The organism is Pseudomonas laurylsulfatiphila, assembly GCF_002934665.1.
In the GTDB taxonomy this organism is placed as follows: Bacteria; Pseudomonadota; Gammaproteobacteria; order Pseudomonadales; family Pseudomonadaceae; genus Aquipseudomonas; species Aquipseudomonas laurylsulfatiphila.
In genome coordinates this window covers 355,572-369,499 of the sequence record NZ_NIRS01000001.1, presented here as the reverse complement: position 1 = coordinate 369,499, position 13,928 = coordinate 355,572, and the positions used below count along the sequence as shown (strand labels likewise).

The 13,928-nt window shown below is 59.5% G+C and carries 12 protein-coding genes; 9 read left to right on the top strand and 3 right to left on the bottom strand.

All coding sequences use genetic code 11. The annotated features are described in order from the left end of the window. Nucleotides 1-37: 37 nt before the first annotated feature. Nucleotides 38-658: a TetR/AcrR family transcriptional regulator gene (locus tag CD175_RS01635; protein ID WP_102702465.1), complete on the top strand. Its 621-nt coding sequence runs from the start codon at nucleotides 38-40 to the stop codon at nucleotides 656-658. Nucleotides 659-772: 114 nt separating this feature from the next. Here the strand turns inward: CD175_RS01635 and preA are convergent, their stop codons facing one another. From preA to hydA, 3 genes are all read right to left on the bottom strand, one after another. Then, nucleotides 773-2,047 carry an NAD-dependent dihydropyrimidine dehydrogenase subunit PreA gene (gene preA / locus CD175_RS01630; RefSeq protein ID WP_104447399.1) on the bottom strand — a complete coding sequence of 425 codons (1,275 nt, stop codon included), beginning with the start codon at nucleotides 2,045-2,047 and terminating at the stop codon, nucleotides 773-775. Further along, complete coding sequence (locus tag CD175_RS01625; protein ID WP_104447398.1) at nucleotides 2,048-3,415, bottom strand: NAD(P)-dependent oxidoreductase; 1,368 nt, start codon at nucleotides 3,413-3,415, stop codon at nucleotides 2,048-2,050. A gap of 149 nt (nucleotides 3,416-3,564) precedes the next feature. Then, complete coding sequence (hydA, locus tag CD175_RS01620; protein WP_104447397.1) at nucleotides 3,565-5,004, bottom strand: dihydropyrimidinase; 1,440 nt, start codon at nucleotides 5,002-5,004, stop codon at nucleotides 3,565-3,567. Between the two features lie 542 nt (nucleotides 5,005-5,546). On the opposite strand from hydA, the gene CD175_RS01615 reads away from it, so the two are divergent. The 8 genes from CD175_RS01615 (at nucleotide 5,547) to CD175_RS01580 (ending at nucleotide 13,727) form a co-directional block, all read left to right on the top strand. Continuing rightward, complete coding sequence (locus CD175_RS01615) at nucleotides 5,547-7,031, top strand: NCS1 family nucleobase:cation symporter-1 (protein WP_104447396.1); 1,485 nt, start codon at nucleotides 5,547-5,549, stop codon at nucleotides 7,029-7,031. Nucleotides 7,032-7,182: 151 nt separating this feature from the next. After that, nucleotides 7,183-8,466, top strand: coding sequence for a Zn-dependent hydrolase (locus CD175_RS01610; RefSeq protein ID WP_104447395.1), 1,284 nt, complete (start codon nucleotides 7,183-7,185; stop codon nucleotides 8,464-8,466). A gap of 151 nt (nucleotides 8,467-8,617) precedes the next feature. After that, complete coding sequence (locus CD175_RS01605; protein WP_104447394.1) at nucleotides 8,618-9,052, top strand: carboxymuconolactone decarboxylase family protein; 435 nt, start codon at nucleotides 8,618-8,620, stop codon at nucleotides 9,050-9,052. Nucleotides 9,053-9,055: 3 nt separating this feature from the next. Continuing rightward, nucleotides 9,056-9,949, top strand: coding sequence for an RNA polymerase sigma factor SigJ (gene sigJ / locus CD175_RS01600; RefSeq protein ID WP_104447393.1), 894 nt, complete (start codon nucleotides 9,056-9,058; stop codon nucleotides 9,947-9,949). Nucleotides 9,950-10,076: 127 nt separating this feature from the next. Continuing rightward, entirely contained in the window at nucleotides 10,077-11,573 is a 1,497-nt protein-coding gene (locus CD175_RS01595) for a helix-turn-helix transcriptional regulator (protein WP_104447392.1), read from the top strand. 179 nt (nucleotides 11,574-11,752) lie between these two features. After that, nucleotides 11,753-12,004 carry a DUF1652 domain-containing protein gene (locus CD175_RS01590; RefSeq protein WP_104447391.1) on the top strand — a complete coding sequence of 84 codons (252 nt, stop codon included), beginning with the start codon at nucleotides 11,753-11,755 and terminating at the stop codon, nucleotides 12,002-12,004. A gap of 410 nt (nucleotides 12,005-12,414) precedes the next feature. Continuing rightward, nucleotides 12,415-12,591, top strand: coding sequence for a TRIC cation channel family protein (locus CD175_RS31515; protein ID WP_338066201.1), 177 nt, complete (start codon nucleotides 12,415-12,417; stop codon nucleotides 12,589-12,591). 128 nt (nucleotides 12,592-12,719) lie between these two features. Further along, entirely contained in the window at nucleotides 12,720-13,727 is a 1,008-nt protein-coding gene (locus CD175_RS01580) for a hypothetical protein (protein WP_104447390.1), read from the top strand. Nucleotides 13,728-13,928 lie beyond the last annotated feature (201 nt).

Here is a 13,928-nt window from a genome sequence, read left to right as displayed (position 1 = left end):
ATGCTAGTCTTGCTCAACGCTGTTGTCGGGGACCCGCATGGGCAATCACAAGATCGAGATTCGTCGCAGTAACGTCGAAAAAATCCTGCTCGGCGCGGAAAAGGTCTTCGCTGAAAAGGGCTTCGGCAGCACGGCCATGGCCGACATCGCCGCTGAAGTGCAACTGCCGCGTTCCAACCTGCATTACTACTTCAGCACCAAGACCGAACTGTACAGCGCGGTGCTGTTCGATTTGCTGGAAGTCTGGAAGCAGGACGCGCTGTGCTTCGAGATGTTCGACGACCCGCGCGTGGTGCTCAGCAGTTACATCCGCGCCAAGATGAACCATTCCCGCAGCCGGCCTCATGGTTCGAAAGTCTGGGCCAACGAAATCATCCACGGCGCGCCGACCCTCGGGGCAGCGCTGGATGCGAGCCTGTACGACTGGGCCAAGATGAAGGAAGCGAAAATCCGCCAGTGGGTGGACGACAAACGCATCCTGCCGGTGGAGCCGTCGAGCCTGCTGTACATGATCTGGGCCTCGACCCAGCACTATGCCGACTTCGATCACCAGGTGAATATTCTCAACGATCACCAACCGCTGTCGGACATGCAATTTGAAAAGGCAGTGCAGACGGTGACCAGTGTGATTTTGCGGGGGATCGGGTTGGAGCCTTGAGGTTTTTGGTGGTTGTTCGGGACCCATCGTTGGCAAGCCAGCTCCTACAGGTTTATCGCTATCCCTGTAGGAGCTGGCTTGCCAGCGATGGCATCAGTTCAGACACCCCTGAATTCAGACACTGACGTGATACGGATTCCTCGGATCATGATTCCAGTCCAGGAACGGCTTGCCAGTCTCCACCGGCACCATCTCGATACAGTCCTGCACCGGGCAGGTGATCTGGCACAGGTTGCAGCCCACGCACTCCTCATCGATCACCTGGTACTTGTGCGTCCCATCCGCTTGCTTGAGGCTGGCCACGGCCTGGTGCGAGGTGTCCTCACAGGCAATGTGGCAACGACCACAGCCGATGCACGCTTCCTGATCGATTTTCGCGATCACCTGGTAGTTGATGTCCAGGTACTTCCAGTCCGTGGTGTTGCCCACTGCGCGCCCGGAAAATTCCGCGACGCTGGCGTAGCCCTGACTGTCCATCCAGCGTGACAAGCCGTCCTTCATCTCTTCGACAATCCGGAAGCCATGCAGCATCGCCGCCGTGCACACCTGCACCGCGCCGCTGCCCAACGCGATGAATTCCGCGGCGTCGCGCCAGTTGCCGATGCCGCCGATGCCGCTGATCGGCAGGCCTTGGGTCTGCGGGTCACGGGCGATTTCGGCGACCATGTTCAAGGCAATCGGCTTGACGGCCGAGCCACAGTAACCGCCGTGGGTGCTCTGGCTGCCGACCATGGGGTTGGCGACCATGCGCTCGAGGTTGACGCTGGTGATCGAGTTGATGGTGTTGATCAGCGACACCGCATCGGCACCGCCACGGTGGGCCGCGCGGGCGGCAACACGGATGTCGGTGATGTTCGGCGTGAGCTTGACGATCACCGGCAGCGAGCAATAGGTCTTGCACCAGCGGGTGACCTGTTCCACGTATTCCGGCACCTGGCCGACCGCGGCGCCCATGCCGCGTTCCGGCATGCCGTGGGGGCAACCGAAGTTCAGTTCGATGCCGTCGGCACCAGTGGCTTCCACCAGCGGCAGGATGTGTTTCCAGGATTCCTCGACGCAGGGCACCATCAAGGACACGATCAGTGCGCGGTCCGGCCAGTCCTTTTTGACCTGGGTGATTTCCCGCAGGTTGATCTCCAGCGAGCGGTCGGTGATCAGCTCGATGTTGTTAAAACCAAGCACCTCCCTGTTCGCCCCGAAGTGCGCCGAGTAGCGCGAGGATACGTTCACCGCCGCCGGATCTTCCCCCAGGGTTTTCCAGACCACGCCGCCCCAGCCGGCCTCGAAGGCGCGGACCACGTTATAGGCTTTGTCGGTGGGTGGCGCGGAGGCCAGCCAGAACGGATTGGGTGCCTTGATGCCGGCGAAGACAATCGACAGATCGGCCATTTACGCAGCCTCCACGTTGAGCATCAGTTGAGTGTTGATCGCCTCGGCGGCGCGCTTGCCGTGTTGCACCGCTTGCACGGTGAGGTCTTGATCGAGGCTGGTGCAGTCGCCGCCGGCATACACGCCGGGGATGCTGGTGCGCAGCTGTTCATCGACGGCGATGCGCTCGCCCTGGCGCTTGAGTTCGCGCGCCAGCGGATCGGCGAGGGCGTCGCTGTCGAAGGCCTGGCCGATGGCCTTGAAGATCGCGTCGGCGGCCAGTTCGAAGGTTTCACCAGTGGTTTGCAGGCGACCTTCGACCAGATGGGTGCGGGCGAAACGCATGCCGCGCACCCGGCCGTGGTCATCGAGCAGCACTTCTTCAGGTTGCGCCCAGGTCATCAGTCGCACCTGATTGGCTTTGGCAATCTCCTGTTCGTGATGAGTGGCGCCCATGTCTTCGGCGCCGCGCCGGTACACCAGGTTCACGTCACGGGCGCCGAGACGGGCCATTTGCACCGCCATGTCGATGGCAGTGTTGCCCGCGCCGAGGACGATGCAATGGTCGGCCAGGGGCAACTGGCTCAGGTCATCGGCCTGGCGCAGTTCACGGATGTAGTCGGTGGCGGCGAGCAGGCCGGGCGCGTCTTCGTGGGCCAGGCCCAGTTGTTTGCTGGCGTTGAGCCCGAGGCCGAGGAACACCGCATCGAACTGTTGATGCAGGTCGCTGAGGGTCAGGTTGTCCCCGAGTTTTTGCCCGTGGCGGATTTCGATTCCGCCGATTTCCAGCAGGAACTCAAGCTCCCGTTGCGCGTAGTCGTCCACCAGCTTGTATTTGGCGATCCCGTATTCATTGAGGCCGCCAGCCTTTTCCCGCGCCTCGAAAATCACCACGTCATGCCCGTGCATGGCGCTGCGGTGGGCGCAGGACAAACCGGCCGGACCGGCGCCCACCACGGCGATACGTTTGCCGGTGGCGGCAGCACGCGGGAACGGGTGTGTGCTGAAGTGGGCGTTGTCCACGGCGTAGCGCTGCAACAGGCCGATCATGACCGGTGCACATTCGTGGACGTTGTTGCGCACGCAGGCTTGCTGGCAAAGGATTTCCGTCGGGCACACCCGGGCGCAACTGCCGCCGAGGATGTTGGCCGAGAGGATCTTCTGCGCGGCGCCTTGCACGTTGTCCTGCTGGATGTTGCGGATGAACGAGGGAATGTCGATTTCGCTCGGACAGGCATTCACGCAGGGTGCGTCGTAGCAATACAGGCAGCGAGAAGCTTCGAGCTGAGCCTGGCGCTCGTTGAGTGGCGGCGCCAGATCGGTGAAATGGCCGGCGAGGGCGGCCGCATTCTCGATGGGATGCGGGAGGTGGTCCAGGGTCTTGATCACGGTGTTGGCCTCACGGTTATTTGAGGTGCTGCCTCTGAATGGGCATTGTTTTTTGTTGTCTGGCCCCTTCGCGAGCAGGCTCGCTCCCACAGGGAAATGCATTTCAAATGTGGGAGCGAGCCTGCTCGCGAAGGCCGAAGGCCTCGATTTCAGCGTTTCACTGCCGTCGGCTTGTGCAGCTCGGCCCGCTTGCTCAGCAAATCAAACACCGCCGGGTACGCCGGTCGTTCGATGTAGCGCCCGGCGCCACGCTCGGCCCGCAGGTCGCCGTCGGCCCAGACCACGCGGCCCTGGCTGATGGTATGGCTGGGCACGCCGCGCACGGTCTTGCCTTCGAAGATGTTGAAGTCCACCTGCTGATGGTGGGTCTTGGCGGAAATGGTCCGCGTGCCTTGCGGGTCCCACAGCACCAGGTCGGCATCGGCCCCCACACGAATCGCGCCTTTGCGTGGGTAGAGGTTGAAGATCTTCGCGGTGTTGGTGGACGTCAGGGCGACGAATTGCTGCATGGAGAAGCGTCCGCTGTTCACCCCTTCTTCCCACAACACCGCCATGCGGTCTTCGATGCCGGCGGTACCGTTGGGGATCTTGCTGAAGTCGTCGCGGCCCGCGGCTTTTTGCTCGGCGCAGAAGCAGCAGTGGTCGGTGGCGGTGGTGTGCAGGTTGCCCGATTGCAGGCCATGCCAGAGCGCCTCTTGATGGCCGCGAGGGCGGAACGGCGGGCTCATCACGTAACCGGCGGCGGTTTGCCAGTCCGGGTGGCGGTAGACACTGTCGTCCAGCAGCAGGTGCCCGGCCAGCACTTCGCCGTACACCGGCTGGCCCTTGCCGCGGGCATAGGTGATTTCGTCGAGGGCCTCCTTGGTCGAGACGTGCACCAGGTACAACGGCGTACCCAGGGTTTCGGCGATGCGGATCGCCCGGCTCGCGGCCTCGCCTTCAACCTGTGACGGCCGAGACAGCGGATGCGCTTCCGGCCCGGTGATGCCCTGGGCCATCAGCTTGCGTTGCAGGTGATAGACCAGTTCGCCGTTTTCCGCATGCACGGTCGGCACCGCACCCAGTTCCAGGCAGCGTTCGAAACTCGCCACCAGGGTGTCATCGGCGGCCATGATCGCGTTCTTGTAGGCCATGAAATGCTTGAAGCTGTTGACGCCATGCTGGCTGACCAGTTCGGCCATTTCCTCGCGGACCTGGTCGCTCCACCAGGTGATGGCGACGTGAAAGCCGTAGTCCGACGCCGACTTCTCGGCCCAGCCGCGCCACTGATGGAAGGCTTCAAGCAAGGATTGCTGCGGATTGGGAATCACGAAGTCGATGATCGAGGTGGTGCCGCCGACCAGTCCCGCCGCCGTGCCACTGTAGAAGTCTTCGCTGGCCACGGTGCCCATGAAGGGCAGCTGCATGTGGGTGTGCGGGTCGATGCCGCCGGGTATCAGGTATTGGCCGCTGCCGTCGAGCACTTCGGCGCCTGCGGGGATTTCGAGGTTTTCGCCGATGGCCTTGATCACGCCGTCTGCGCAATACACATCGGCGCGATAACTTTCATCATGGGTAATAACGGTGGCGCCACGGATCAACAGAGACATTCCGAGTTCCTCGCAGGCAATGACCGGCTTGTGCCGGTTCTAGATGTTTTATATGACGCCAGCGTCAACAGGTGTATTCCTGTCAGTGCTGTCAGGATTAAACGCTAGCTGCAGTTATTCGAATCGGCAAGAATATTTTTTATAAGCTTATTCAGTCATTAACTGATTGATATTTAACGATTAAATACAAGAATCACCAAAATGGTGAGCGACCTCACCATTTTGACGCACTTGACAGGATCGAAAAATAGTCAAGATTTCTTATGTGAAATCAGCTGTTTGAGTATGGTCTATGGTTGATGCGCAGCCATTGAAAAAAAGATCAACGCACCAGTTTGAGTCCTGACTGTCCGGACAACTTGCCTGGCATTCGGCCTGAGTGGCCTGACAACTAGTCGAGTCAGCGAATAAAACTGATAAACATCAGTTGGTTGCAATGTGTTTATGGAACTGCCCGATGCGTAATCGGGGTACCCGGCACGTTTATTGAAGCCGCCAGCCCCCGATGAGCAAACAATAATTCAAAGAACAGTGGAGCGGCCATGCAACAGATCAGATCGCAAGTGACCGAGCGCGACGGCTTGTTCGAGCTGGAAGCCGGCAGCGATGTACTCGACAGTCCCCGTTACAACCATGACATTGCACCGACCAAGGTGCGCGAACGCACCTGGAACAAATGGCACATCACCGCGCTGTGGGTGGGCATGGCGATCTGCGTGCCGACCTACACCCTCGGTGGCGTGCTGACCGCGTACTTCGGCCTGACCGTCGGTGAAGCGCTGCTGGCGATTCTGTTTGCCAACATCATCTTGCTGATTCCCCTGACCCTGAACGCCTTTCCCGGCACCAAGTACGGCATTCCCTTTCCTGTGTTGCTGCGCTCGTCTTTCGGCGTGCTCGGTTCCAATATTCCGTGCCTGATCCGTGCGCTGGTGGCGTGCGGCTGGTTCGGCATCCAGACCATGTTCGGCGGGTTGGCGATTCACCTGTTCCTCGGCTCGGTGTTCGAGGGTTGGAAATCCCTGGGTGGCATCGGCGAGGTCATCGGCTTCATGGTGTTCTGGGCGCTGAACCTTTGGGTGGTGATACGCGGCGCCGAGTCGATCAAATGGCTGGAAACCCTGTCTGCACCGCTGTTGGTACTGGTGGGCGTAGGGCTGCTGGTCTGGGCCATGCCGAACGTGTCGATGACCGAGTTGCTGGCGATTCCGGCCAAGCGTCCCGAAGGCGCCGGGGTGGCCAGTTATTTCGCCGCCGGGCTGACCGCGATGGTCGGCTTCTGGGCCACGCTGTCACTGAACATTCCGGACTTCAGCCGCTACGCGAAAAGCCAGAAGGACCAGATTGTCGGGCAGATCATTGGCCTGCCGCTGACCATGTTCCTGTTTGCTTCCCTGGGGGTGGTGATGACCGCGGCCTCGGTGAAGCTGGTGGGCGTGACGGTTTCCGATCCGGTGACCCTGATCGGCCATATCCAGAGCCCGGTGTGGGTGGCGCTGGCCATGGCGCTGATCATCATCGCCACGCTGTCGACCAATACCGCGGCCAATATCGTGTCACCGACCAATGACTTCCAGAACATCGCCCCCAAGGTGATCAACCGCACCAACGCCGTGCTGCTGACCGGCTTCGTCGGCTTGGCGTTGATGGCTCATGAGCTGCTGAAAAAGCTCGGCCTGATTGTCTCGGATCTCAGCCTGGAAACCGTTTATTCCAACTGGTTGCTCGGCTATTCCAGCCTGCTCGGGCCGATCGCCGGGATCATGGTGGTGGACTATTTCCTGATCAAGAAACAGCAACTGGACCTTGCCGGCCTGTACCGCGATGACGTGTATCCGGCGTGGAACTGGAGCGGTTTCATGGCCTTCGGCGTGCCGGTGGTGTTGACGCTGGCGTCCCTGGGCAGCGATGCGTTCAGCTGGTTCTACAGCTACGGCTGGTTCACCGGCTCGATCCTGGGCGGGGTGATTTATTACGGGTTGAGTGTGATGCGGCCCAGCCCGTCTGTCGCGAAATCTGCGGTGTGAGCACTGGCCCCATCGCGAGCAAGCTCGCTCCCACAGGGGATCTGTAAACACTGGAGATCCAATGTGGGAGCGAGCTTGCTCGCGATGAGGGCTTTGAGTCCACCGAAGAAACACCTGAAGGAATCCATAAGAACAGCCAGAGGAGATCATCATGAACGCGGCCGTCGACGTTCTGCAGTCCAGCCATCAACACATCAACCGCGACCGCCTGTGGCAGTCGCTCATGGAACTGGCCAAACTTGGCGCCACGGTCAAGGGTGGGGTGTGTCGCCTGGCCCTGACCGATCTCGATCGCCAGGCTCGGGACATCTTCGTCAAATGGTGTATCGATGCCGGCTGCACCGTCAGCATCGACGCTGTGGGCAACATCTTCGCCCGACGCCCCGGGCGCAATCCCGACCTGCCACCGGTGATGACCGGCAGCCACATCGACACCCAGCCCACCGGCGGCAAGTTCGATGGCTGCTTCGGTGTATTGGCGGGCGTCGAGGTGCTGCGCACCCTCAATGACCTGAACATCGAAACCGAAGCACCGCTGGAGGTGGTGGTCTGGACCAACGAAGAAGGCTCGCGCTTTGCCCCGTGCATGATGGGTTCCGGTGTGTTCGCGGAAAAATTCACCCTCGAAGAAACCCTGGCCAAGGTCGATGCCGATGGCGTGACCGTGGGTGAGGCGCTGAATGCCATTGGCTACGCCGGCCCGCGTAAAGTCAGCGGCCATAAAGTCGGGGCCTATTTCGAAGCCCATATCGAGCAAGGCCCGATCCTGGAAGACGAACGCAAGACCATAGGCGTGGTCATGGGCGCTCTCGGGCAGAAATGGTTCGACCTGAAACTGCGTGGCGTCGAAGCCCACGCCGGCCCGACCCCGATGCACCTGCGCAAGGACGCCCTGGTCGGCGCCGCGGTGATCGTCGGTGCGCTCAACCGCGCCGCCCTCAGCCATCAACCCCATGCCTGTGGCACCGTCGGTTGTCTGCAAGCCTATCCCGGCTCGCGCAACGTCATTCCCGGCGAAGTGCGCATGACCCTGGACTTCCGCCACCTGGAACCGGAACGCCTGGACTCGATGATCGCCGAAGTGCGCGAAGTCATCGAAACCACCTGCGATGAACATGGCCTGACCTACGAACTCACCCCAACCGCGGACTTCCCGCCGCTGTACTTCGACAAGGGCTGTGTCGAGGCTGTGCGCGGTGCTGCCCAGGGCCTGGGCCTGTCGCACATGGACATCGTCAGCGGAGCAGGGCACGACGCGATCTTTCTCGCTGAGCTTGGTCCGGCCGGGATGATCTTTGTGCCGTGCGAGGGCGGTATCAGCCACAACGAAATCGAAAACGCTGCGCCGGAAGATCTGGCGGCCGGGTGTGCGGTGTTGTTGCGGGCGATGCTGGCGGCTTCTGAGGCTATCGCGAAGGGGAAACTGGCGGCTTGAAGATCAAAAGATCGCAGCCTGCGGCAGCTCCTACAGGGGAACTCGTTCTCATGTAGGAGCTGCCGCAGGCTGCGATCTTTGCTTTTACCTGTCACAAAGCAAAATGCTCAATCGTCATCCTGTTGAATCCCTCAATCAGTGGAGCAATACGATGCCGTCCAACACCCAACCGGTCAATCTGCTGCAATCGATCCCGCAGGTTTTCGAAAGCCTGACCGAGGTTCATGTCGCCCTCGACAATCATGATCTCAATCCCACCCTCAAGCATTTGGTCCACCTGCGCGCCTCGCAGATCAACCAATGCGGTTTTTGCGTGAAGATGCACACCCGCGAGGCCCGGGAGGCCAACGAGACCAACGAGCGTCTGGATCGCCTGATCGTCTGGCGTCATGTCAGCGATTTCAGCCCTTCGGAGCGCGCCGCGCTGGCGTGGACCGAAGCCTTGACGGTACTGGATGAAAAAACCGATTACGCCAGTTTGCGCGGTGCGCTCAGAGCGCATTTCAGCGACGAACAGATCGGCGCCTTGACGGCCGAGATCGGCATGATCAACCTGTGGAACCGCTTGCAGGTGTCGAGGCACTGATTGATGAGCTCCGCTGAAAACGCCGCCACTGTGTTCGAGCAGCGTCGGCCCTTTTTGCTCGGTCTGGCCTACCGCATCCTCGGCTCGCGCGCCGAAGCCGAGGATGCGGTGCAAGAACTGTTCATCAAATGGCTGGAGGCCGATCGGGCCTCCATCGCCACGCCGGCCGCCTGGCTGACCACGGCCTGCACCCGGCACTGCATCGATGTGCTGCGCTCGGCCCACGCCTCCCGGGTCGACTACATCGGCACCTGGTTGCCGGAGCCGATTCACACCACCCATCAGGACTCACCCGAGCACCGGCTTGAACTGGCTTCGTCATTGTCCACCGCCTTCATGTTGTTGCTTGAGCGCCTGTCACCCAAAGAGCGTGCCGCGTACCTGCTTCACGAAATCTTCGACATGGATTACCCGCAGGTCGCCGATGCAGTCGGCGTACAGGAGCCCGCTTGCCGCAAACTGGTGTCCCGGGCCAAGGCGAGTCTTGGCAGCGGACACGCCCGTTACCAGCCGCTACCCATGCGTCAAAGCCAATTGCTGAGCGCGTTTCACAGCGCTATCGCCAGCGGCTCGACTGTTTCCCTGAGCGCCATGCTGACCGAGGACGTTGAACTCTGCGCCGACAGCGGCGGCAAGGTCCCGGCCATCCGCGAAACCCTGTCGGGTATCGCTCGCGTACTGGATTTCATTGGTCAGTCGCTGCACACCTATTGGCAGGCGTGCCAATGGCTGCCCATTGAGATCAACGGTGCCCAAGGTGTGCTCATCAAGGCCGACGGCGTCATCACCGCGTCGATGACCTTTGGCTTTGATGAAGCGGGGCGGGTGAGCCGGATCTTCATCATGCGAAACCCGGAGAAGTTGGCAGGACTGGAGGCATCGCTGAATCTGTACTAGTCAAACGGCCTCCTGAAAATGATGAAAGATCCCTGTGGGAGCGAGCCTGCTCCCACAGGGTTTCTTTGCACTATTGCACGCCTGGGCGGTCGTATTCTCACGGGGTCGCCATTCTTGTGGAGATGCAATGAGCCAGGACGTCCTGAGCACTGAAACCAATCGCCGCCAGTTGCAGCAGATCATCGCCGGTCTGTCCGACGGGGTGATTCTGCTCGACCCCGACCAGAGCATCCTGTGGGCCAACGAGGCGGCGCTGGCCATGCACGGTGTTGCGCAAGTCAGCGACCTGGGTGCCAACGCCAAGGCGTATGCCAAACGCTTCGCCTTGCGCTATCGCAACAAGCATGGGGTGGCCGTCGACAGCTACCCGATCAGCCGGGTCGCGCGCGGCGAGACGTTCAGCGATGTGCTGGTGGAAGTGACGCCGGCGGATGACGAAGCGCGTACCTGGGTCCATCGCGTGCGTAGCCTGGTATTGGCCGACAGCCGTGGCGACCCGGAATCACTGGTGTTGATCATGGACGATGTCACCGAGTGGGCCAGCGCCGAGCAGCGTTTTGAAAAAACCTTCACGGCCAATCCGGCACCGGCGGTGATTTGTCGGCTCAGTGATTTGCGCTACATCAAGGTCAACCCGGGGTTCCTCGAAATGACCGGTTACTCCCGTGACCAGGTGATCAGCACTTCGACCTATGAGCTGGACGTACTGGAACAGGCCGAGCACAAAGAACTGGCCAGGCAGCGTCTGTGCGAAGGGGCGACCATTCCCCAAATGCAGGCCGAGTTGCGCCTGGCCGACGGTGGCAGCAAGCAAGTGATCGTGGCCGGCCAGCCGCTGGAGCTCAACGACGAAGCCTGCATGCTGTTTTCCTTTGTCGACATGGAGCCCCGGCACAAGGCTGAAATCGCCCTGCGCCAAAGCGAAGAACGTTTCGCCAAGGCCTTTCGCCTGTCGCCGGTGCCGATACTGGTGTGCGGTGCGGCGGATCAGTTGGTGCTGGATGTCAACGAAGCGTTCCTGGATACCCTGGGTTATTCCGGTGAAGAGGTGCGTGGGATCAGCATTGCGCAGATCGACTTCTTCGAGGACCGGCACGCACGCATCCAGCTGTTCGCCGCCCTGGAGAAAACCGGCAGCCTGGACCGCATCGATGTGCGTGTGCGTAGAAAAGACGCCGGGCTGATCGATTGCACAGTGTCGGCGGACACCGTGAACATTCAGGACACACCCTGTTATCTGCTGGTGTTGATGGACATCACCGAGCGCAAGCGCACCGAGCTGGAGCTGGTGGCGGCCATCGAGGAAGTGATGAAGGACGCCTCCTGGTTCAGCCGCACGCTGATCGAAAAACTGGCCAACGTAAAAAGCGTGAATTCGCCGAAGTTGCCCAGCGTGTCCCTCACCGAGCTGACCGCCCGTGAGCGCGATGTGCTGGGCCTGATTTGCGAAGGCCTGGCCGACAAGGAAATCGCCGCGCGCCTGAAACTGGCGCCGAACACGGTGCGCAACCATGTGGCTGCGGTGTATTCCAAGCTCGCTATACACAGTCGCAGCGAGGCGATTGTCTGGGCACGGGAGCGGGGACTGTTCTCCAGCGCGTGGCGGCCCAAAGGGCAGCGCTAAGGTGCAATTGCACTAAGGCGCAGGGTGCAAATTCATGTGTCGAGCCGCTGTGGTGGCTCTTAGGCTGGTGATGCAGCAGGCGACTTGAAGTCACCTGCGCCCTCCCTGCGTAAACCGTCTACAGGAATAGCCCCCATGAGCCCGTTACACCCTGCATCAAGCCGCCAGGGCCCGTCACAATGATTACGCTGGCGCAGTTGAGGCTGCTGATCGAAGGCAGTTTTTCACCCTTGGCCTGTGAATGCAGTATCACTGGCGAACACTGGCTGACCGTGAAGCTGTATCACCCGGTGTCGGGCCAGGTGGACCTGGTGGTCAGTGGCCTGAACATGAGTACGCTGCAAACAGCAGAGTCGGTCGCCTCGCTGATCGAAGAATTGCGCTATGAACTGCAGTGCAATTCCCTGCAACGCCCTGACCCGGTGATGTAAGAACTGCCAGCTTTTACTGGCGTTGGCCACTGGCTGGGCTATAAGTGATTCGCTGATATTTATTTTTGTGACAGGTGTATGGACTTTACGCGCCGGTTTTGTTGTCACAAAAATGTGTCGATCACTTATCGCGGGTCAACCTATGAAAACTCTTGGGAAACGCGTTATCTCACCTTTGTCGCTGGCATTGTGCGTAGCGATTCTCGGCGGCTGTTCCAGCCCGCCACCCCCTCCAGCGGTCACACCACCCCCTCCTGTACGCACCTGCCAGGCCATGGATAAAACCGATGTACTGGGCGATGTGCGTGCTGAAAACGGCGAGGTGACCCGAGTCACCACCACGACTCGCTGCGTTACTCAGTAAACCCGGGCGCTGCTTTCGTTGAAGCCCCCGTGCCGAGTGCACCGTACTGATCGCCGACCTTGCCGGTACGGCAGAATTCGCCATTGAAGGCGCGATCAGGGCGATGCGCAGCAACCTCGACCTGCTCGGGGGGATGGTGATTGCCTTCATCGTCGCCTTGGGCGACGGGGTGGTCCGGGACTTACTGATCGGTGTCATCTCAAAAAACTTGAATGATTTGTAAGTCATCAGCGGTTTTTTATCGCAATTTGTTCTACTTGATCTGTCATTTATGACAGTTCCCAGTGTGTCGATTTTTCCTGATAGTTAAAGGACCGTTTTTAGGTCCTTCGCTGAAAAGGAAACGTCGTCATGACCGCCAAACTGAAAGCTGCAACCGTTGCACGAAGCTCGTGGGATCAAGCCACATTGTTGATCAACGGCACCAAAGTGGACAGGGGAGCGAAAGTCGTTTTGCGACGTGGGCAGGATAACGTTGTGACGGTGGAGGCCCCACTCGCGATCGCCAGAAAGCTCAACCTGGGGTTGGTGAATGGTGGCGATTTGACCATCGTTACATCGCCGAAAGTTGGCGATTGGGTGCTTCCCGACTCAGGCACGTTCAAATGGACGATTACGCCGGCCGCGCTCAAGAGCGGTCGTATAACCCTGGTGTTTTTCAGTCGGGAAGTGGCGGTGCCGTGGGCACATCAAAGTGCGGTGATTTCGAGCAATCTCGCCGATGAGGCCACAGTTTATCTCGGCGGTATTCAAATACCGGCAGACGGTGTGAATCTTATCGGCGGCGAAACAAAAAAAATCACTTTGGTTGACAAGAAAGGGAATCTTTTGGACGGTATTCCCCTGGCTCTCGATTGGGCTCCTGGCCGAGGGCTTGAACATAAGGATCTTGTTAGTGAACCACCTCTTCAAGAGTTTTCCAGGGTGCACGAGTGGGCTATCACCGGTGCTGAGAAGGAGGGAACATTCAGGCTGAAAATTTTCAATGAAGGAGAACAGACGTCACTGCTGACGCCGACTAATCGATTGGTGTCTACTTACAAGCTAAGGTACCTGGCGTGGATGGGGGAAGATTATGCAGAGCTACCTCAACCTCCGGCTGAGGTGGGCGTAGTCATAGGCATCTACATCATGGTTGTTCGGGTAAGAGGGCTTGATAATTCTCCGGTAGAGGGTGCCCCTGTGACATTCAATACCCAGGGCTTCGACCCTATAACGAAAACTACCGATTCTAAAGGGCTCGCGCTTCATGCATTTTCTTTCTGGACAGCGGGCAAACGAGAATGTTCTGCGGTAATGACAAGCGATGGCCGGGAGTATGTGACGAAGTTGCTTTTGGATGTTCAACCACTGAGTTAAAAACGGATCAAAGAATAATCGTCTCACCCGATAAGTTAAATGGAGTGAATTTTTATCACCGGAATGAAGAAAGGCAGTCAATCGACTGCCTTTCTTCATTCTGTACATGGCGTTGAAACGCAAATCTAGAGCTTTTATCGCGTTTTACTCTAGATAATCTATCATTTATGACGGTTTTCAACTTGTCGATTTGTCCTGATA

Excerpts from the sequence above, each read along its gene's own strand:
- CD175_RS01635 (WP_102702465.1), top strand. The coding sequence starts at position 38 with ATGGGCAATCACAAGATCGAGATTCGTCGCAGTAACGTCGAAAAAATC.
- preA (WP_104447399.1), bottom strand. The coding sequence starts at position 2,047 with ATGGCCGATCTGTCGATTGTCTTCGCCGGCATCAAGGCACCCAATCCG.
- hydA (WP_104447397.1), bottom strand. The coding sequence starts at position 5,004 with ATGTCTCTGTTGATCCGTGGCGCCACCGTTATTACCCATGATGAAAGT.
- CD175_RS01615 (WP_104447396.1), top strand. The coding sequence starts at position 5,547 with ATGCAACAGATCAGATCGCAAGTGACCGAGCGCGACGGCTTGTTCGAG.
- CD175_RS01610 (WP_104447395.1), top strand. The coding sequence starts at position 7,183 with ATGAACGCGGCCGTCGACGTTCTGCAGTCCAGCCATCAACACATCAAC.
- CD175_RS01605 (WP_104447394.1), top strand. The coding sequence starts at position 8,618 with ATGCCGTCCAACACCCAACCGGTCAATCTGCTGCAATCGATCCCGCAG.
- sigJ (WP_104447393.1), top strand. The coding sequence starts at position 9,056 with ATGAGCTCCGCTGAAAACGCCGCCACTGTGTTCGAGCAGCGTCGGCCC.
- CD175_RS01595 (WP_104447392.1), top strand. The coding sequence starts at position 10,077 with ATGAGCCAGGACGTCCTGAGCACTGAAACCAATCGCCGCCAGTTGCAG.
- CD175_RS01590 (WP_104447391.1), top strand. The coding sequence starts at position 11,753 with ATGATTACGCTGGCGCAGTTGAGGCTGCTGATCGAAGGCAGTTTTTCA.
- CD175_RS01580 (WP_104447390.1), top strand. The coding sequence starts at position 12,720 with ATGACCGCCAAACTGAAAGCTGCAACCGTTGCACGAAGCTCGTGGGAT.